Origin of the sequence: Methanolobus vulcani (assembly GCF_006546655.1) — an archaeon.
GTDB lineage: Archaea > Halobacteriota > Methanosarcinia > Methanosarcinales > Methanosarcinaceae > Methanolobus > Methanolobus vulcani_A.
On sequence record NZ_VIAQ01000008.1, the window covers coordinates 170030 to 190172 of the forward strand.

The 20143-nt window shown below is 40.3% G+C and carries 16 protein-coding genes; 4 read left to right on the forward strand and 12 right to left on the reverse strand.

What is annotated here, in order from left to right; translation table 11 throughout:
- Positions 1-67: 67 nt before the first annotated feature.
- Entirely contained in the window at positions 68-700 is a 633-nt protein-coding gene (locus FKV42_RS03195) for a MarC family protein (RefSeq protein WP_154808797.1), read from the reverse strand.
- 576 nt (positions 701-1276) lie between these two features.
- Positions 1277-5197 carry a PAS domain S-box protein gene (locus FKV42_RS03200; RefSeq protein WP_154808798.1) on the reverse strand — a complete coding sequence of 1307 codons (3921 nt, stop codon included), beginning with the start codon at positions 5195-5197 and terminating at the stop codon, positions 1277-1279.
- A 447-nt stretch (positions 5198-5644) separates the two neighbouring features.
- Here FKV42_RS03200 and FKV42_RS03205 point away from each other — a divergent pair, with 447 nt between their 5' ends.
- Complete coding sequence (locus tag FKV42_RS03205) at positions 5645-6298, forward strand: peroxiredoxin (RefSeq protein ID WP_154808825.1); 654 nt, start codon at positions 5645-5647, stop codon at positions 6296-6298.
- Between the two features lie 51 nt (positions 6299-6349).
- Here FKV42_RS03205 and FKV42_RS03210 read toward each other — a convergent pair whose 3' ends face one another.
- On the reverse strand, positions 6350-7189 hold the full coding sequence (locus FKV42_RS03210) for an MBL fold metallo-hydrolase (RefSeq protein WP_154808799.1): 840 nt from the start codon (positions 7187-7189) through the stop codon (positions 6350-6352).
- Between the two features lie 58 nt (positions 7190-7247).
- Positions 7248-8531 carry a phosphomethylpyrimidine synthase ThiC gene (gene thiC / locus FKV42_RS03215; protein ID WP_154808800.1) on the reverse strand — a complete coding sequence of 428 codons (1284 nt, stop codon included), beginning with the start codon at positions 8529-8531 and terminating at the stop codon, positions 7248-7250.
- A 225-nt stretch (positions 8532-8756) separates the two neighbouring features.
- Between thiC and FKV42_RS14075 the strand changes: the two genes are divergently transcribed.
- A complete protein-coding gene (locus tag FKV42_RS14075) occupies positions 8757-8918 on the forward strand; it encodes a Cif family virulence factor (protein WP_230375453.1) in 162 nt (53 codons plus the stop codon).
- Entirely contained in the window at positions 8896-9141 is a 246-nt protein-coding gene (locus tag FKV42_RS14080; protein WP_230375456.1) for a YybH family protein, read from the forward strand. The genes FKV42_RS14075 and FKV42_RS14080 overlap by 23 nt, the downstream gene beginning before the upstream one ends.
- Before the next feature lie 28 nt (positions 9142-9169).
- Here the strand turns inward: FKV42_RS14080 and FKV42_RS03225 are convergent, their stop codons facing one another.
- A complete protein-coding gene (locus tag FKV42_RS03225; protein ID WP_154808801.1) occupies positions 9170-9835 on the reverse strand; it encodes a hypothetical protein in 666 nt (221 codons plus the stop codon).
- A gap of 288 nt (positions 9836-10123) precedes the next feature.
- Between FKV42_RS03225 and FKV42_RS03230 the strand changes: the two genes are divergently transcribed.
- Complete coding sequence (locus FKV42_RS03230) at positions 10124-12436, forward strand: DNA topoisomerase I (protein ID WP_154808802.1); 2313 nt, start codon at positions 10124-10126, stop codon at positions 12434-12436.
- A 258-nt stretch (positions 12437-12694) separates the two neighbouring features.
- Here FKV42_RS03230 and FKV42_RS03235 read toward each other — a convergent pair whose 3' ends face one another.
- From FKV42_RS03235 to FKV42_RS03265, 7 genes are all read right to left on the reverse strand, one after another.
- Positions 12695-13216, reverse strand: coding sequence for a nitroreductase family protein (locus tag FKV42_RS03235; RefSeq protein WP_154808803.1), 522 nt, complete (start codon positions 13214-13216; stop codon positions 12695-12697).
- Positions 13217-13297: 81 nt separating this feature from the next.
- Positions 13298-14305 carry a ketol-acid reductoisomerase gene (ilvC, locus tag FKV42_RS03240; RefSeq protein ID WP_154808804.1) on the reverse strand — a complete coding sequence of 336 codons (1008 nt, stop codon included), beginning with the start codon at positions 14303-14305 and terminating at the stop codon, positions 13298-13300.
- A 60-nt stretch (positions 14306-14365) separates the two neighbouring features.
- Positions 14366-14851 (reverse strand): acetolactate synthase small subunit, encoded by a 486-nt coding sequence (gene ilvN / locus FKV42_RS03245; protein ID WP_154808805.1) that lies wholly within the window; start codon positions 14849-14851, stop codon positions 14366-14368.
- Positions 14848-16545 carry an acetolactate synthase large subunit gene (locus FKV42_RS03250; RefSeq protein WP_154808806.1) on the reverse strand — a complete coding sequence of 566 codons (1698 nt, stop codon included), beginning with the start codon at positions 16543-16545 and terminating at the stop codon, positions 14848-14850. Before FKV42_RS03250 ends, ilvN begins: the two co-directional genes overlap by 4 nt.
- A 68-nt stretch (positions 16546-16613) precedes the next feature.
- Positions 16614-18092 carry a (R)-citramalate synthase gene (locus FKV42_RS03255; protein ID WP_154808807.1) on the reverse strand — a complete coding sequence of 493 codons (1479 nt, stop codon included), beginning with the start codon at positions 18090-18092 and terminating at the stop codon, positions 16614-16616.
- Between the two features lie 253 nt (positions 18093-18345).
- Positions 18346-19392 carry a M42 family metallopeptidase gene (locus tag FKV42_RS03260; RefSeq protein WP_154808808.1) on the reverse strand — a complete coding sequence of 349 codons (1047 nt, stop codon included), beginning with the start codon at positions 19390-19392 and terminating at the stop codon, positions 18346-18348.
- A gap of 106 nt (positions 19393-19498) precedes the next feature.
- Positions 19499-20044 (reverse strand): PEF-CTERM sorting domain-containing protein, encoded by a 546-nt coding sequence (locus tag FKV42_RS03265; protein ID WP_154808809.1) that lies wholly within the window; start codon positions 20042-20044, stop codon positions 19499-19501.
- Positions 20045-20143: the final 99 nt, after the last annotated feature.

Here is a 20143-nt window from a genome sequence, read left to right on the forward strand (position 1 = left end):
ACTCTAATATAATTGTGAGATAATAGGATAAAATGGTTGTGATTGCTTATTTGCCAGTGCAGATGGATTACTGGAATGATGTGTAAATATTCCAGATACCTACTGCTACGAAATTAACTGCCATGGCTGCAAGCAGCAGTCCCATAAGTCTTGTGAATACAAGCATTCCGGTGTAACCAAGAAGTTTGTATATTCTTCTTGAGAAATGAAAGAGTACCCATGTAGTCGCAAAGGTAAGTATTATCGCAAGCATGACGATCGAACTCTGCAATATTGAAAGAGCACTTCCCATAAGCACTATTATGGTTGTAATTGTTCCAGGTCCGGTTAGAAGCGGAAGTGCGATAGGGAATATCCATACATCGCTACGTTCAATTGATTTATCTATCTCTTTTTCCGTGATACTTTCTCGGGAAACCTTTGCCAGTATCATGTCAAAGGCTACAACAAAAAGAAGTATTCCGCCTGCTATTCTTAATGAGTCAATACTCACGCCAAAGAAATTGAGTATAAGTTTACCTGTGAGCGCAAAAAATAAGGCAATTATACATGCAAGGGTGACTGATTTTGTTGCAAGTGCATTTTTATCTTCAAGTGTCATATCACTTGTCAGTGAAACAAATGTGATGACTCCACCTACAGGACTGACTATTGCAAATAAAGTACTGAATGAATACACGAGAAATGCAATGTTGTCCATTCTTTTTAGTTCTCCCTATAGTCCTTAACTCTTGTTCATACATAAATAATATTTATGGTGGTATCAATGACATATTTGTTTTTTTAGTCAAGTGCGCAACATTATTGTTAACCTTTTATCTGGTCTATTTTTGAAATTGGCATAGTTCTGCTTATATAGTGGTTTACAATACAATGGTCTATTTTGTTACACAATTACAAAATCTACATGCAGTATTTATATTTTGCCGATATGTATTTATACCAGATTTAATAAAACCACAAATTGTCAGAGAACTCCTACTCTGGCGTATCTGCGGATGTGGGTCATTTGAAATCCATCTATCTACCTCCTTCAAACTCACCACATCCACTTCCATAGTTGCCCTGGCTTGCCAGGGTTACTTTCCATTCACAGCTACTTTTTGAATAATATATTTTAATTGAATATGGAAGTTTACGATAAGTGGTTTACATTCATTCGTTTAAAAAGGTGATCCTCAAAAAAGTTCCATAAATATAACATTAGTCTTGAAAATAAGTCTGGTTCTGCAAAATCTGAAAAAGATTATTCATGTTTTTGAAAAAAGAGATGGATTCATATTTTGATAGGCAGTTCAAAGGAGAAAGTACTTCCTTTTCCTGCATCACTTTCAACCCAGATTCTTCCGCCATGTACTTCTATGAGTTCTTTCACGAGTGCAAGTCCAAGACCTGTACCTTCATAGCTTCTGGAAATAGATGTATCTATCTGGCTGAATGGTTTGAAAAGTTTTTTCTGGTCTTCCGGTGAAATACCTATGCCTGTATCAGTAATAGACATGATAACATATTCATCATTGTTACTGACATCTATATGCACATGCCCGCCATTGTCTGTGAACTTAATAGCATTTCCAAGGAGATTATACATTATCTGTTTAAGCTTGGATTTATCAACATTGATAAGTGGTGTAACATCTGACATTTTGACATCAACAGTGATATTCTTGCGGGATGCAAGGCTTTCTGTTATCTTCACTATCTCATTGACCGCATTTCCAATGTCCACCGTTTCCAGATATAACTCCATTTTTCCTGCTTCTATCTTTGATATATCAAGAATGTCATTTATCAGGCTAAGTAAATGGCGACCACTTTCAGAAATACGTTCCAGATAATGTTCCTGTTTATCCTGAAGATCTCCTGTCACTCCATCAAGCATAATTTCGGAGAAGCCGATTATAGAATTAAGAGGTGTACGAAGTTCATGACTCATGGTGGTAAGGAATTCGCTCTTGGCACGGCTTGCAGTATCTGCCACGATCTTTGCCTGCATCATTTCTTTTTCTACTTTGATTCTCTCCGTGATGTCCCTGCAAACTGTCTGAATGATATTTTGCTGCGCTTCTATAAGTGAACCACTGACGTCAAAGTGAATTATTGTTCCGTCAGATTTGAACATTCGTATTTCATTTCGCCATGTTTTGGTATCTTTAACTTTTTCCACTGCTGCAATCGTACTTTGTCTGTCTTCAGGGACTATTATGCTGAGAATATTAAATTTTAATAATTCTTCTTTTGTGTGTCCAAATATGGAACACGCTTTTTCATTTACATCCAGTATATTACCTACAAAGTCATGAATTACAACTGCGTCATTTGATTTTTCAAAGAGGGCTCTGTACTTCTCTTCATTATGTTTCAATTCTTCAACTATTTTATTCTGTGCAGTGATATCCCTGATAATTACCTGAAATACATCGTTATGACCTTCTAACATTTTAGCACTGACATCTACATCTAATATATTGTCCTTGAATGTAACTGCTTTAAATGTAAATCTATTAAGTTCCCCTTTACGGAATTTTTTAAGATATTCTAAGGCGTTACTCTTCATTTCGGAAGGGACAAGGTCTATGATATTCAGTCCATGCAAATCTTCCTCAGTACACTCAAATATCTCAAGGGCTTTACTGTTTGATTCCTGAATACTTCCACCATATTTCAATAGTAATATAGCATCATTTGACTGTTCAAAAAGTGCCCTGTATTTTTCTTCATTTCGCTTTATTTCTTCTTCAGTTTTTTTGCGTTCCGTAATGTTTTCTGCAAAGATTACAATGCCACCAATATTATCTTCAGCTGTTTTCCAGGGACGGGCTTCCCAGTATACCCACTGTCCAGTTTTGTTTGGTAGATTAATATAGTCTTCTTCCCGGATGATTATTTCTCCTTTCAGAGCACGTTGATGCAATTGTTTCATTTCATCATTAATTTCAGGAATAACATCATAATGGGGCATGCCAATTAAATTCTGACCTTCAAGTCCCAGGTCACTAAGCCAGTGACTGCTAACAGAAATGTATCTCATATCTTTATCGAACATTGCCAGTGAAGCTGGTGCATGTTCAATGAAAAGTCTCATCAGTTCTTCATTTTCAAGCAGTTTGTTCTCAGCATTCTTACGATTGGTTATATCCTGGAATGACCCGGTTACCTTTACAACCTTTCCATTTCGCAATGTTGGGATACAGCTCACCCTGATCCACTTATGTTTGTCATTTGGTGTAATTAATTCCAGTTCCAGATCGTATGGTTTTGCTTTATTTATAGCATCATTAAATGCTTTTTCAATGACTTTTTTTGAATCAGGGGTGTAATATTCCAATGCTCTCTCAACACTGATGTCTGAATCGGTTTCGATCCCATATATCTTATAAACTTCAGATGTCCAGCTACAGGCATTTGTTTCCACATCAAATTCCCATCCACCAATCTTGCCAATTCTGCTAACTTCACTTAGAAGAGCTTCTCTCTCTTTGAGTTTCAGTTCAGCCTCTTTTCGTTCTGTAATATCCTGAAGTGTGCCATGAAGCTCTATGGCTTTACCCTCTTTTACCGTGGGATATCCAATCGCTCTGATCCACTTATGATTACCTTTTCCTGTGATCATCTCGACTTCAAGATCATAGGGTTCATGCTTTTTAATGGCATTATTGATTGCTTCCTGAAGGATCTCTCTTGACCAAGGAGAGTATCTTTTCAATCCTCTTTTGATGTCACCAAATTCATTATCTTCATTTATTTGTTTAATTTCATCAGTCAGGGTAGCTTTTCCTGTTACCTGGTCAACACTCCATCCCCCAATTTTACCGATCCGACTTACTTCTTTTAAAATAGCTTCATTTTCACGCAATTTCTCTTCTGCCTGCATCCTATCAGTAACATTTGTTGTTGTTCCTGTAACCAGATAGTTACCATTTTTAAGGTGGTGTGCAGATCCGATGGAGTTAACCCATACGATTTTTCCTTCATTGGATACAACTCTATAATCCACTGTAATAGGAGTATCAGTTTTTTCAAAAGCTTTTTTAAATGCTTCCTGCACTATGGGTAAATCCTGTTCATGAATATGATCAAAATAAGAATTCCAGCCTTTTCCAATATTGCCTTCTTGAAATCCCAGAAACTCGTCAAGTGATTTAGATATATATGTTTCAAGTGCTCTTCCTTCAGGATCAAAAGTAGTTTTCCATATTATGGAATTTAATGAACCGATAATATCTTCATATTCTCTCTCTTTTTCAAGCAACAGTTTTTCAGTTTCCTTGCGGTCAAGGACGTTGGCAATCATGTTGCCTGCTATTTTTAGCACATAGAGCTGTTTTTCATCCCAGTTTCTGACAACATGTTCTGTACTAACTGTTATAAATCCTTTGTACACTCCTTCTCTGGAAAGGGGAATCATCGCAATTGACTTTACATCCAAATGCTGTAAAAAATCATAAAGGATTTTTTCTTCATCTGAAATTGTGCTAATGTCAGAGATATTTAATATTTCCAGTTTCTTAAGATGCTTAAAGTTAATTTTCTTTGTATCAATTTTTTCATTTGTGGCAATTTTAGAAGTTAATCCATCAATATGCCACTCGTCTTTCTTTGAAATATAATCTGTATTTTCATCAATACTGAATAGGGCAATCCGTTCACAAGATATGAATTCTGCAAGTTCCTGAAGAGTTTTATTTATATCATTGTCAATGCTTCGGAAGTTACTGTTGATAAAACGACTGGAGATCTTTGAGATAAGATTATCCTTACGTCTGTTGTATTCTATCTCTGATGATGCATCTATTTCAGTTGTAAGGTCTTCAACAATGGCATTGCATCCGTAAACATTTCCATTTTCATCTTTTCGTGGAAATGCTCTGAAGCTTAAGAACAGCTCTTTGTCCCACCTTGATCTGTATAGTGCCTCTATAGAAGTATTTTTACCTGTCCTTAGTGCTTCATCTATGGCTGCAGATACGCCAGCTTCCACAAGTGGAGGGAAGCTTAGCATATTGATCTTCTTTGTAGCATCAGTTGAAGGGGAGCCAAGGAGTTTTAAGAGAAAATCATTTACAGAAGTAATATTCCCTTTCGCATCACACGAAAGTATTCCAAGCGGCAATTCATCAACAAGATTCTCAAAGCCTTCATGACCGTAGTCAGAAGTTGAGGTGTTATTTATGCCTTTATTGTTCCTGTCTGTCATATTTCATAAAAAGCTGCCTTGAGTCAGTCTTTTTTGAGTATGTTCATTTTCTATTTGTATAAGTCAGTATTTATATTTTGTTGAACAATACGCTCTTTTACACAGAACTCTCTAAACATTAATGATGTAACAATCAACTTCTTATGCTTAAAATCCTTTATATTTATTGGAGTGCGGGCAGATTTCTTCTTTTTTATTCTGTCCTTTAGTTCATAATCTTAGAAAGTGCACTTCTTAAAGGTGATTTATATGGATGAGAAAAAAGACATGAAAAAGCATCTTGAAGAACAGTTTAAAGATATGAAAGATTATATTTCTAGGAACATAAAGGATCTGGAGCTGGAAAAGGAATTTGATAAACAGGCAAAAGAGATTAATGAATATCTTGACAGCAGCAAGAAAAAACTGAAAGCCATGACGGATAAAACTCCGGCAACGCCTGTAACCATGCCTCTTATTGGTGACAATGCACCGTCATTTACGGCTGAAACGACGGCAGGTGAAATTAATTTCCCTAAAGACTACAAAGGTAAGTGGGTTATACTGTTCAGTCATCCTGCTGACTTCACTCCTGTATGTACCACGGAGTTCATGACCTTTGCAAGCATGCAGGACGAATTTAAAGAATTGAATGCTGAGCTTCTGGGTCTTTCCATAGACAGTGTCTATGCTCATATTGCCTGGCTGCGTACCATTAAGGAAAAGATTGAGTATAAGGGAATGAAAGACGTAGAGGTAACATTCCCGGTAATTGCTGATCTTAAAATGGAAGTTGCCAAAAAATTCGGAATGGTGCAGCCAAATGCTTCAGATACGCAGGCTGTCAGGGCTGTGTTTATGATCGATCCGAAGGCAAAGATCAGAGCTATTCTCTATTATCCATTATCCAACGGAAGAAATATGGATGAGATCAAGAGGCTCTTGCTTGCAATGCAGAAATCCGATGCAGAAAATATCGCTACACCTGCTAACTGGCAACTTGGGGATGATGTGATCATTCCACCACCGGGTTCATGCGGTACTGCAAAGGAAAGGATGGAATCAGAAGAAGAAGGCAAATATTGTCTTGACTGGTTCATGTGCTTTAAGAAGCAATCCTGATTAGAATATGAGCAGGACTCTTAGAGTCCTTTTCTCCTTTTTTTACTTTACTTATTTGTATCCCAGTTGAAGACCACAGCCTACTTCCTTCAGGTTACAAACAGCAGATAATGCTATTTTAGATTCAAGGTCTGTACAGTGGCAGGCATGAACTTCCGTTGCTTTAAGATTCTGGAAGTAATCAACGGTTCCTTTTATTTTAGTCTCAGGCGGATTGAGTAAATGGAATCCTCCGATAATATCAACAATATTCTCTTCGTTGCATACTTCTTTTGCGTATTCGATTATGTTGCAGATTCCTGAATGAGAACAGCCAGTAACAATGACAAGCCCATTTTTGGTTTTGATTGCAAGTGCTGTGTCATCCAGAAGTTCATCATCGCTTTCTTTTCCATCAATTATTATCTTGCTTTCAGGTAAATCTTGCTCAAAGTCAAATATCCTAGGAATTTCACCAAGGAATACAACATTTTCTGTTAGCCACAGTGGCTCGCTGCTTAGTCGCAATCTGAAAATACGTGAGACTTTATCTGCAGAAAGAAGAGTTCCAATTTCCGGAATTCCGGGATATGTCCGGCTATTGAATATCAACGGATGTGCAATAAGGTCCGGTTCAGAATGTTCCAGATTTTCTATCTGTGCTTCGGTGTATAGTTTGATAAGAGGATCAAGTCCCCATGTATGGTCAAGATGCGCATGGGAGAGGACTATGTGGTCAACATCAAGGAGATTAATATTCGTTTTTTGGGCATTTCTGATAAACGCGTCAGAATATCCGGTATCAAAGAGTATTTTCTTATCGTCAGCTTCAATTAAGTAGGAAACACCCGGTTCGCCCAGAAAATAACGGTCTATCAGAGTGTTGTTATCTATGAGTACTGTTAATTTCATAGATTAAAATAAGCCTGAATGATTATAAACGTATATTTTAAGAAGAGGTGACAGAATGTCACTTGTTCTTCTCTTCTTCAAGTGCCTTGCTAACTATCTTCATGGCACAGAGGTCACCGCACATGGAACAGGCTTCACTGCCGGTTTTCCTGCTGTCCCTGATCTTCTTTGCCTTCTCACCATCGATTGCAAGCTCGAATTGTTTATCCCAGTCAAGATTCTTACGTGCATGTGCCATTTTATCATCAGTAGCTCTTGCACGTTCTCTCTGCCCTTCTTTTGTAAGGTCGGCAGCGTGGGCTGCAATTTTAGTGACAATAGTTCCTTCGCGGATATCATCTGCTGTTGGAAGTGCAAGATGCTCCGCCGGTGTTGTCATACACAGGAAGTCGGTACCGTACATGCCTGCGAGTGTTCCTCCTATGGCTCCGGTTATGTGGTCATATCCCGGTGCAATATCTGTGACAAGAGGACCAAGAAGATACAGTGGTGCATTGTGGCAGAGATTTTTCATTCCCTTTACACTGAGTTCTACCTCATCAATAGGAACATGTCCGGGACCTTCAACGAAGCACTGGATGTTTGCTTCTCTTGTTCTCTTGACAAGTTCTCCAAGGGTTATGAATTCCATAAATGAAGGTCCGTCAGAAGCGTCATGGATACATCCCGGTCTCATGCCGTCCCCAAGGCTGATGGCAATGTCATATTCGTATGCTATCTCCATAAGGTAATCGTATTCTGCATAGAATGGGTTATCCTCTCCGTTATGCAGCATCCATGCAAGGGTAAAAGATCCTCCACGGCTGACAATGTCAGTTATCCTGTTGCCCTGCTTTATTCTCTTAAGGGCATCCTGGTTTACAGCAGCATGTATGGTAACAAAGTCAATACCGTCTTTTGCATGTTTGCGTACTGCGTTAAACATGTCATCAGATGTCATATCAACAACAGCTTTCTGTGAGGATGCTGCCTGATATATTGGTACGGAACCTATCGGGATGTTTACAGCATCCATTATCTTTTTCCTTATATGGTCAAGGTCTCCGCCGGTTGAGAGGTCCATAAGTGCATCTGCACCAAATTTTTCCGCAGTTTTTGCCTTCTCAACTTCTTCATCTATATTGATGTAATCTCGTGAAGTTCCGATATTAGCATTTACTTTTGTACTGAGGTATTTCCCTATACCTACGACCCTGCAGTCCCTTACAGGGTTGTTCGGGATACTTATGGTCCCGTTGGCAACACATGAACAGATGGTCTTAACATCAATGCCCTCGTCTCTGGCAACTGCTTCCATCTGTGGTGTTATCCTGCCTTTTTTAGCATCTTCCATTAGTGTCATTGTATCTCCTGCATGCAGTGTCTTTTAGGTGCAGATACATTGTAGGGACATATATATGTTTCACAGGAATTATGGAATATTTGAACTTGTCCTGAATCTATTTTCGTTGAGTAGGTCTAAGGGTGAGTTAATGTGCAAATTAAAAGATATGGCTATAAAAAGAACATGATTGGTATATAGGATTATTGATTTATAATCATGTTATACTCCATTGGAGATTAAAATATGAATCAACATCCGATTGAATTACTTATAAACAAAGCTGATACTGCTATTAACCTGGAAGATTTTGATACTTTGACAGATATCTATGCAGATGATGCTGTTTTAGTTATCCAACCCGGGGATGAATGCGGTCGGGAAAGTGCAAATAAGAAAAGCATTTGAAGCTATTGCCGCTCACTTCGAACACACACTGGATATCAAACAGGCAGGAATGGAAATTCTGGAAACAGGAGATACTGCTTTGGTTTTGTCAAAAACTCTTGTTTCAGCCAAAGGGCATCCTCTTCAGGAACGTAAGGCAACATACGTATTCAGAAAGGATGCAAGCGGTGTCTGGGTCTGTGTAATTGATAATTCCTATGGGCATGATCTGTTGGGGGTCTGAACACAAAAAATCATTCAAAGTGGAATTGTCACCAATTATCCTGATTATAATACTTGACTCGACGAGTGATTATTGTTTCAAAAAAACCGTCCACATTTTCCTCATTAGTAGTTTCTTCTATATGCATGGCACTTAATTCGTTATTGTAGAACCAGATCTCTATAATTGATCTTGTTTTTTGATCATCGTGCGTAGTGTCTATTATAATAAACGTTTTTTCTTTGTCAATGGGTAGTGGTTGCTGTGCGTTGGCATATTTGGAGTTGATTTCATCTGCAATTGTACTCGCTTTGTTTTTATCAGAGATTATTGTGTAATTTGACAGTGAATACGTTGCTTTATCTGTAAGAGGGTTAATTATCTCTATGGAATTGTTAGTCATGTAAAATCCATAGTCTTCGCCATATCCATAAATTTCCGACAGCGTGACGACATCTTTGTCATATATTCTTCCATTTTCAGGTTGTGCTGTATAACTGTAAACTTCATATCTGTCAAGATTTGCTGCAAAGAATGTGATATTTTTAGCTTCACTCAGATTAACATTTGAATAAACGTTTGAAGTCGTGTAATCTTCAGTACTTCTAAATGTGAGAAGTGTGTTGTTAGGGGATGTCTGAACAATACTTTTGAGGTTTATATATTTTGTATCAATACCTTCATTCTCAAGTGCCTGATCAGCAATGGATGTCATCCATTTTCCTTGTTCTGATTGAGGATAAATTCTAACCTGTTTATCGTTTTCAGAATACGTATATGCTATTATGATTGACAGGATTAAAATTATTGCAATGCAGCATATCAATATCAGCTTATAATTTCTTCTAAATGTAGCACATCCGAAATTAATTCTATGTCCAAAAGTATAAATTTTAAATTTATATTTCTTTTGGTTGAATATATAACATTGAATGCATTTTATAGAATTACTTTCACCCTGCAAGCTCAATTTTTATCTATCATCAGAACATAGGATTGCAGCATGTCTATAGTCGTATTCACGGAAAAGAACAAAGCAGCTTCCCAGATAGCAAGTATTCTCAGCGGAGGACACTTTAACAGGGCTTCGGTGGAAAGCATTCCTGTTTATGACTTTAAGATGAACGGCAAAGAATGGAGGATAATGGGTCTTGCCGGTCACATCATGGGTTATGATTTCCCTGAACAGTTCAACAACTGGCGTGAATGTGACCCTGCAGTACTGCTTGATACTCCTCCTGTGAAGAACGTAACAAAAAAGCCTTATGCAGCTGCAATTTCTCTTCTTGCAAGCGGTGCCGAGGAAGTTGTCCTTGCGTGTGACTTTGACAGGGAAGGGGAGAATATTGGGTTTGAGGCAAAGGAAATTTCCGAAAGAGTAGCTTCCCTGCCAGTAAAAAGAGCACGATTTTCATCACTTTCTGCCAGTGAGATAAAGAACGCATTTTCAAATCTTGTTGAACCTGATTATAATATGGCAATGTCAGCAGAAGCAAGGCAGATTCTTGACCTGAAGATGGGTGCGGCTTTTACCCGTTTCATGACATTGTCCGTAAGGGAGAGAGCCCGCACCAAAGGTGTTATTTCAATTGGTCCGTGCCAGACTCCTACATGTGGTTTTGTATATGAAAGGGAGAAGCTCATAAAGAACTTCAAGCCAAAGGATTTCTGGAAAATAGAAGCACTTTTCAATTCAAATGGTGCGGATTTCACCGGTGTGCACAGGGCCGGAAACATTCATGAAAAAGAAAAGGCTGATGAGATATTTGCTCGCATAAAGGATTGCAAGACCGGTCTTGTTGACAGGAAAAGCGTAAAAGAGGCTCGTACCAATCCTCCTTATCCGTTGAATACAACTGAATTCCTGAAACGCTCTTCCAAATTCCTTGGTGTAAGTCCTGAGGAAGCTCTGGAGACTGCAGAGCAGCTTTATCTTTCGGGATTTACCAGTTATCCGAGGACTGAGACTAACAAGTATGCAGATGATTTTGATTTTAAATCCAAACTTGTAGCTTTTTCATCTGGTGTCTATCAGAAATATGCTCTGACAATCCTCTCCACAGGTGAGATTACCTGCCGGAACGGAACCAAAGATGGTCATGACCACCCACCTATTCATCCCATCAAAGCAGCTTCAAAAGACGATATTGAAAAAAGTGTCAGAATGCCTAATGCATGGAAGGTTTATGATTTGATTGTGAGGCATTTCCTTGCAAATCTTATGGGGCCTGCAATATTTGAGAAAACCAGATTAGAAATTCTGATTGGTGGCGAGATATTTGATGTAACCGGTTCAATACTGACAAATCTTGGATGGCTTGATGCTTATCCTTTTGAAACTAAAAATGACAAGTTACTGCCATTAATTGAGGAAAAGGATGAGGTAAATGTAAAGGAGATAAAGAACACCAAGTCCGAAACAACTCCTCCAAAGAGGCTAACTGAGGCTGAACTTCTTACTTTGATGGATAAACATGGCATTGGTACCAAAGCTACAGCGCCAAGTCACATTGAAACAAATAAGAAAAGGGGTTATTTTGAGACCAAGGGCAAGACAATTGCTATTCTGGATACTGGCTTTACCCTGATGGATACCCTGGATGCCACAGTTCCTATTCTTGTACAGCCAGAGATAAGGGCACGTATTGAATCTCTCATTCAGGATGTAGAAGATGGGAAAAAATCACTTGAAGCTGCTCTTTCTGAGGGTACAACGCTTATCAAGCAGATGTATTCTCAACTAACATCCAGTAAGGATGCTATTGCTGCAAGAATGGCAGGTACTATTGTTGATGAGCAGGTTGCAACGGATAAGAAAAACTTTGTAGGCACCTGTCCGGAATGTGGAAGGATGCTGCACATGATCAAAACTGAAAAAGGACGTTTTGTAGGTTGTACGGGTTATCCTGAATGCAAGAATACCTATCCTCTGCCAAAAGCAGGTGCCCTTACTGTTTTACGTTCTCAGCAGTGCGAAAAAGGTGGTGTTGCGGTGATGAAAGTAGGTAACAAGTATAATTGGGCTGTGGGTATTGGTCCCTGCTTCGCCTGTGAGCTGGAAAAAAAATGTTTCCCTCCTGAGATTGTAGGCCCATGTCCTGTTTGTGACGGTTCTATGTTCCTTATAACCACGAAAGATTCCCGTTTCCTTGGCTGTACCAACAGATGTGGGCACACACAATCTGTGCCTAAATCAGGTAGACTTACTATTCTTGATCGACAGTGTGAGCACTGTGGGTGGCGTATACTCCGGGTCAAAGAGCAAAAACAGGATGCTAGGGAGTTTTGTGCTAACCGGAAATGCTCCGGGAAATAATGGCAAATTATAGTTAATCAATCATATTTGATTTACTGTTAAATCAGTTTTTCTTGTTTTAACTCCAAACTTGAACAAGCCTTATATAGGATAAAACCCATGTTATGACTTGGAGACGAATTGTAGACCTGTTTCCTGATCATTGTCTACTAAAAAATGGGTCAAGCCGATCTACTACCTCCAATATACCTCCAATTTATATCGATTCGTCTCTGCCTCCTTTTTTTGTATCTGTTTTCTGACAGTTAGCTTATATCCTCAAAACTTTTCGCCGTATTTTTCGCTGAAAACCATATCTTCAAGTTCCTTTCGGGATGGACTTTTGCCACTTTCATCAGGTTTGCCAATTGCAAGTACTGCCATAAGTTCCAGAGAATCAGGACAATTGAGAATCAAGTTAACTTTATCTGACTGATTCAGGATTTCTCCCAGCCATACTGCACCAAGCCCAAGGTCACAGCAGGCAAGCAGCATGTTCTGTATTGCGGCACCGATGGCCTGTATATCCTTTGTTTTGTTGTACATCGTTTCAGTGTCAAGGTGAACTGCTATTAACAAAGGTGCATTCATGACTATTTCTGAATAATGTGTGCAGCCTGCCAGTTCCTTCATAGTTCCTTTATCCTTGATGACTATGAATTTCCATGGCTGGTTATTAAGTCCGGATGGTGCCCATTTTGCTGCTTCAAGTATGGTTATGATGTCTTCATCGTCAACTGCTTCATCTGTGTATTTTCTGATGCTTCTTCTTGAAAGGATTGTGTCAATTACTTCAGGCATATCGATACCTCCGGTTAGAAAGAAATTATTGTAAGGTTGTCTGTAATAAAGAATAAAAAAAGGTTGTGTAAACCAATAGGTCTACTTTTCGTTAAGCTCACTGTTGAGCCATGGCATCTTGGATCTGATCTCCTTACCAATGACTTCCAGTGGGTGTTCTCTGTCCTGTCTCTCCATTGCAGTGAGGACTGGCCTGTTTGCCTTGCCTTCAAGTACAAACTCACGAGCAAATTCTCCGTTCTGGATTCTGTCAAGAGCTTCGTACATAGCTTCTCTGGAAAGCTCGTTGATAACCTTTGGACCAACTGTCATTCCACCATATTCTGCAGTGTTGGATACAGAGTACCACATCTTGTCAAGGCCGCCCTCGTGTATAAGGTCGACGATGAGCTTAAGCTCGTGGCATGTCTCGAAGTATGCCATCTCTGGCTGGTAACCTGCTTCTACAAGTACTTCAAAGGAAGTCTTGATAAGTGATGCGACACCACCACAAAGGTCTACCTGCTCACCAAAGAGGTCAGTCTCGGTTTCCTCGCGGAAAGATGTCTTGTAGACTCCTGCACGGGTACATCCTACTCCCTTTGCGTGTGCAAGTGCCATTTCCATTGCCTTGCCGGTTGCGTCCTGGTAGACTGCTACAAGACCAGGAACTCCCGCTCCATCTACATAGGTTCTTCTTACAAGGTGTCCGGGGCTCTTTGGAGCTACCATGTAGACATCGATGTCTTTCTGTGGGATGATCTGGTTGTAGTGGATGTTAAATCCGTGTGAGAATACGATTGCATTACCTGCTTCAAGTCCTGGCTCAATTTCGCTGTAGTATACCTGTGACTGTACTTCGTCAGGAAGGAGAATCTGGACGACATCTGCCATCTTTGCTGCTTCTGCAACTGTCATGACCTTAAGGCCGTCTTCTTCTGCCTGTTTCCAGCGTCTGCTTCCTTCTCTAAGACCGACTGTTACGTCAAGTCCTGAGTCATGCAGGTTTTGTGCCTGTGCATGTCCCTGACTTCCGTAACCCATTACTGCGATCTTTTTACCTTTAAGCATATTAAGGTCTGCATCGTTATCATAATACATTTGTGCCATTGTATGTACCTCTAATCAAAATATGTCATTAAATTAAAACACCTATAAGTGTTTGAATAATTAAGAACTCTTCTGTCCTCTTCTAAGCGCAACCTTTCCGGTTCTTACCATTTCCTTAATTCCGAATGGCCTGAGCAACTGTTCGATTGCAGTTATCTTACCGTCGTCACCAGTCACCTCAATGATCATGGATTTTGAAGCAACGTCAATGATGCGTGCACGGAATATGTCTGCTATCTGCATGATTTCGGAACGGTTTGTCACGTCTGAATTGACTTTGATCAAAGCCAGTTCTCTATCAACTGATTCCTCTGATTTAAGGTCTGTGACCCTGATCACATCGATGAGCTTGTTAAGCTGCTTTGTGACCTGTTCCAGTACTTCATCATCTCCCATGACAACAATGGTCATGCGGGAAATTGTAGGATCATCAGTGACTCCTACCGTAAGGCTGTCAATGTTATAACCTCTTCTGGAGAACATGCCTGCGACTCTTGAGAGTACTCCATATTTGTTCTCGACCAGAACTGCAAGTGTGTGTCTCATTCTTTCCTCTCCAGGTCAAGTATTTCGTTGATCGCAGCACCTGCCGGTACCATTGGTGAAACATTCTCCTCTTCTTCAACAACAAAGTCAATGACTGTCGGCCTGCCTGATGCAATAGCTTCTTCAATAGCAGGGCGTACTTCATCACGCTTGGTAGCTCTGAGTCCCAGTGCACCGTATGCTTCTGCAAGTTTTACAAAGTCAACGCTGTTCTGGATACATGTTGCAGAATATCTCCTGTTGTGGAAAAGCTCCTGCCACTGTCTTACCATTCCAAGGTAACCATTATTAAAAACAGCAACAATTACAGGTACGTTTTCCTGAACGGCTGTTGCAAGTTCCTGTGAATTCATCTGGAATGAACCGTCACCTGCGATGTCAAAGACAACTTTGTCAGGTCTTGCGATCTTTGCACCGATGGATGCAGGGAATCCGTAACCCATTGTTCCAAGTCCACCTGATGTGATAAATGTCCTTGGTTCACTGAATTTGAAGTACTGTGCAGCCCACATCTGGTGCTGTCCTACTTCAGTGACGATGATTGCATCTTTACATGCCTCGGTAATCTGCTCGATAATGTACTGTGGTTTGATTCCGTCACCAGTTGCAGGTTCAACATAATGAAGTGGATGTACTTTCTTCCAGTGTGCTATCCTGTCAAGCCATTTCTCAGACTGTGCAGGTTCTGCATATTTCAGCAATTTCTGAAGGGTCCACTTTGCGTCACCTACGATTGGTACATCGACTTTGACATTCTTTGATATCTCTGCAGGGTCAATGTCTATATGGATGATCTTTGCGTTAGATGCAAAAGCTTTGAGTTTTCCGGTAACCCTGTCATCAAACCTTGCGCCTACTGCGATAAGAAGATCTGATTCCTGTATTGCATAGTTTGCATATTTTGCACCATGCATTCCTGGCATTCCAAGGAAAAGTTCATGTTCTACAGGGAATCCGCCCATGCCTGTAAGGGTTGTTGTCACAGGAGCCTTTATTTTTTCTGCAAGCTCGATCAGTTCTTTGCTGGCATCGGAACTTATGACTCCGCCACCTGCATAGATCACAGGGTTCTTTGATTCTTTAATTGCAGAAGCAGCCCTTTTTACCTGCTGCAGGTTACCCTGATATGTTGGTTTGTAACCTCTAAGGTCAACTTTGTCAGGGTAATAGAAGTCTATTTCCTGTACAGTAATATCCTTTGGAAGGTCAATGAGTACAGGTCCTGGTCTGCCAGTGGATGCGATATGGAACGCTTCTTTGATGACCTTTGGAAGCTCATTTGCATCCTGCACAAGGTAATTGTGCTTTGTGATAGGCATTGTTATACCTGTGATATTTGCTTCCTGGAATGCATCGTTACCTAAAAGGCTGCTTGGTACCTGTCCGGTGAAAACCACCATTGGTATAGAGTCCATGTATGCGTTTGCAATTCCGGTTACAAGATTTGTTGCACCAGGGCCTGAAGTTGCAATACATACTCCGGTCTTTCCTGTTGCTCTTGCATACCCTTCCGCTGCGTGGGCAGCAGCCTGTTCGTGGCGGACAAGTATGTGACGGATGTCCGCATCATAAATTTCGTCATATATAGGGAGCAGTACACCGCCGGGGTATCCGAATATGGTGTCAACACCTTCCCTATACAGGCACTCGATGAGGGCTCGGGCACCTGTCATTTTTTCCGTCGATTCAGTCATATAAAACCTCTGAAATGTAAATTATCTGCGTTAATTGATAGTATCTGCCTTATATGTTTCTGAAATCTCTAGATAAGGCTGTTTATTCCGTTAAGAACAGCTTCCACGGATGCCATTACAATATCTGTCCTTGATCCTCTGGCTGTTACCATCTTTCCATCCTTTGAAAGTTTCACAAGTACTTCTACCAAAGCGTCAGTTCCACCACTGATGGCATCTACATGATATTCCTCAAGCTGGACATCAGCAATTCCTGATACGCCTTTCTTGATGCTTGCAAAGGCTGCGTCTACAGGTCCGTCTCCAATACCTGCCTCTACGACATCCTGTCCGTCAACTTTGAGCTTGACAGATGCTGTGGGTGTAACCTTGTTACCTGATACAACAGTATATTCTTCAAGAATGACTTTTGCTTCTCTCTCAATACTGAGGACAGTTTCAGCTATCGTCTGCAGGTCTGCATCGGTTACCTTCTTACCGTGGTCTCCAAGTTCCTTTACACGGTTAAGTATTTCATGTAACTGTGAATCATCAACCTCAAATCCCATTTCCTTTACAGCAAGTGTCACAGAACTCTTACCTGCATGCTTTCCAAGAACAATCTTCCTTTCTCTTCCAAGTACTTCCGGCTTTATGGGTTCATACGTTGATGTATCGGCCAGTAAGCCATGTACGTGGATACCTGCTTCATGGGTAAATGCATTACCGCCTATGAGTGATTTGTTAGGTGCCACAGGTATGCCTGTGAGCCTGCTTACAAGTCTTGAGGTCTTGAAGATCTCTTTTGTGTTAATTCCGGTCTTGTGTTTGTATAACCATTCAATGGTCATCACAACTTCTTCCAGTGCAGTGTTTCCGGCTCTTTCACCTATTCCATTAATGGTCACGTGGGCCTGCTGTGCTCCTCCTCTTAAGGCTGCTATTGTATTAGCAGTTCCAAGACCAAAGTCGTTGTGGCAGTGAATACTAACTGGTGCCTTTACTGCTGAGCAGATATCACTGAAAACAAGTTCTGCCTTTTCAGGCACAAGTAAACCTACAGTGTCACAATAACATAATCTGTCTGCACCGGCATCGACTCCGTCATTATATAATGATTTGAGGAAGTCAACGTCTGCCCTCGAGGCATCTTCACCACTGAGTTCTACAACAAGTCCATGTTCCTTTGCATATTCTGTGGTCTCAATGGCCATCTTCCTGACGGCTTCCCTGTCTTTCTTGAGCTTCACATTGATATGTAAGTCTGATACGGGTGCCACAAGGTGAATTGAATCTACATCACATGCCAGCGCATAATCCACATCTGGTTTCATTATCCTGCAGTAACTGCATATCTCTGCGTTCAATCCTTCAGCAACCACGGCTCTTATAGACTCACGTTCACCTTCCGAGGTAATAGCTGAACCCGCCTCGATGACATTAACGCCAAGCTCATCAAGCTTTGTGGCAATGTCTACCTTATCCTTGCTGGTAAGCGCTACGCCTGGTGTTTGTTCGCCGTCTCTAAGAGTTGTGTCTAAAAACCGGACATTTTCGAATAATATAATCCCTCACGATATTTGTCTGTCACTGAGTAGCAACAGCTTAGAGGGATACACTGAAGTGCTATATATGTATAACGATTAATTTATCATGATTTGTCACTGTGTGGCAGGTTACTATTTCATGTGGAAGGTCGCTTTCAGCATTTTCAGTTCGTGATGGTGGAATGTGCCGCCTTCGCCGGAGTGTTTAATCTTGTCATGATACTATCTAAATGGTTTTTGAATTCAAAAAAAAAGTAGTAGGGAGTAAACCCTTTTAGAAATAGTCATTTACGCTGAGAACTGCCTTTGCTAAAAGGTCTGAACAGCTCTGCAAGTCTGCAAGGTCAAGAACTTCTACAGGTGAGTGGATATATCTTGTTGCGACACTGAGTACAGTTGAAGGGATTCCTTCTCTTGTAAGGTGGATGGCTGTTGCGTCGGTAGTGCCTCCATCGCCAACATCGGTCTGGTAATTAATCTCATTCTTTTCTGCGGTTTCAACAAGCCATTTGATCACCTGTGGTGCTGCGATTATACCTCTTCCTGCTGCATCAGCTATTGTAATTACTCCTCCTTTTCCGGTGTCAATTGAGGATTCATTCTTGCTCATACCCGGATGGTCTCCGGGGATTGTAGTGTCAATTGCGATTGCAATGTCAGGATCAAGTCCAAAAGCTGAAGTACGTGCACCTTTAAGTCCAACTTCTTCCTGTACGGTTCCGACAGCATAAATGGTTGCTTTTATATCCATTTCTGCCAACTGGCGCATTGCATCGATCATAATTGCGCATCCTGCTCTGTTGTCGAATGCTTTTCCGGTTATTTTTCCATTTGCGAGTTTCTTTACCTCACGGTCCATGGAAACAGGTGTACCAACAATTACTCCCATGTTAATGGCATCTTCTTTGTCCTTTGCACCAACATCAATGAACATATCTTTTGCCTCAGGTGGTTTCTTCCTGTCTTCAGGCTTCATGACATGTGGTGGTTTGGAGCCAATCACTCCTGATATTGGTCCTTTTGTGGTATGGACAATAACTCTCTGACTATGGAGCGTAGGGTCATACCATCCTCCAATTTTTACAAACTTGAGGAAACCGTTGTCGTCGATGTATTTGACCATCAGGCCTATCTCATCCATGTGTGCGGCAAGCATTATTGAAGGGCCTTCTCCTTTTCTGGTTGCTATAAGATTCCCCATCTTGTCAGTTCTTATCTCGTCAACATAAGGTTTGAGTTCTTCTTCAAGAATGGTTCTTATATTGCCTTCGCTACCGGATATTCCATGACTATTAGATAATTTTGTGATTAGTTCTTCCATGATAATCATCTTCTGATGTTATTCAGGGAAGTATGGGTTTAAAAGAATATAAGTTTTAGAGTTAAAATTGAGTTTAAAAAGAGAAAATAGGAGTAAGTTAGTTAACTTACTCTTCCTTGCGGCGCTGCATGAAGAATGCAAGGCCGATAATTGCAGCTACTGGAAGTGCAATTGTTGGGAATTCTGGGATTCTTGCATTAAACGCTTGAGATGCACTGGCCTCTAATTTCAACGTGTCCTGATATATTACATTTCCTTGCTCGTCTACTTGTTGAGCCAGTACTACTGCTGAATATCCATCTTTAGTTACAGCAACCTCCTGTGAATCTGTTATATTTACTGTCACTAAGTCAACATCCAAGAAATAATCGACTCCAGCAATGTTTATATTATCTATTGCTTTCTCAACATACTCATGATCAAGTGTTACATCAAGGCCAGGTGAAGCATATGTAACATTATACTTTACGCGGGTATCATTATATTGGAATAATCTTATTGAATAATCAGAAGGAACCCCTACATCCAATGTTATAAATTTAGGAAGCAACACACCTTGGTCATCTGTAAAATCAGCACTCTGTCCTGCACTTGCGGTCCCTGTTATGGCCACAAGAGTTAATATTACCAATAAAGTAATTATTTTCTTCATTTCGTACCACCTCTTATATTTCAAAGATTTTTACTGTATTCTTTCTTTTGTATCTTTTCTATTTATACTTTCGCAATACATTATGAAATTCATGCTCAT

What these genes read in the sequence shown, in the direction of transcription:
- thiC (WP_154808800.1), bottom strand. Translation starts at nt 8,531, where the DNA reads ATGACACTAATGGAAGATGCTAAAAAAGGCAGGATAACACCACAGATG.
- FKV42_RS03200 (WP_154808798.1), bottom strand. Translation starts at nt 5,197, where the DNA reads ATGACAGACAGGAACAATAAAGGCATAAATAACACCTCAACTTCTGAC.
- FKV42_RS03225 (WP_154808801.1), bottom strand. Translation starts at nt 9,835, where the DNA reads ATGACATCCATTGCTGATCAGGCACTTGAGAATGAAGGTATTGATACA.
- FKV42_RS03250 (WP_154808806.1), bottom strand. Translation starts at nt 16,545, where the DNA reads ATGACTGAATCGACGGAAAAAATGACAGGTGCCCGAGCCCTCATCGAG.
- FKV42_RS03210 (WP_154808799.1), bottom strand. Translation starts at nt 7,189, where the DNA reads ATGAAATTAACAGTACTCATAGATAACAACACTCTGATAGACCGTTAT.
- FKV42_RS03235 (WP_154808803.1), bottom strand. Translation starts at nt 13,216, where the DNA reads ATGCCTGAAGTAATTGACACAATCCTTTCAAGAAGAAGCATCAGAAAA.
- ilvC (WP_154808804.1), bottom strand. Translation starts at nt 14,305, where the DNA reads ATGGCACAAATGTATTATGATAACGATGCAGACCTTAATATGCTTAAA.
- FKV42_RS03195 (WP_154808797.1), bottom strand. Translation starts at nt 700, where the DNA reads ATGGACAACATTGCATTTCTCGTGTATTCATTCAGTACTTTATTTGCA.
- FKV42_RS03260 (WP_154808808.1), bottom strand. Translation starts at nt 19,392, where the DNA reads ATGGAAGAACTAATCACAAAATTATCTAATAGTCATGGAATATCCGGT.
- FKV42_RS03205 (WP_154808825.1), top strand. Translation starts at nt 5,645, where the DNA reads ATGCCTCTTATTGGTGACAATGCACCGTCATTTACGGCTGAAACGACG.
- FKV42_RS03230 (WP_154808802.1), top strand. Translation starts at nt 10,124, where the DNA reads ATGTCTATAGTCGTATTCACGGAAAAGAACAAAGCAGCTTCCCAGATA.
- FKV42_RS14075 (WP_230375453.1), top strand. Translation starts at nt 8,757, where the DNA reads ATGAATCAACATCCGATTGAATTACTTATAAACAAAGCTGATACTGCT.
- FKV42_RS03265 (WP_154808809.1), bottom strand. Translation starts at nt 20,044, where the DNA reads ATGAAGAAAATAATTACTTTATTGGTAATATTAACTCTTGTGGCCATA.
- ilvN (WP_154808805.1), bottom strand. Translation starts at nt 14,851, where the DNA reads ATGAGACACACACTTGCAGTTCTGGTCGAGAACAAATATGGAGTACTC.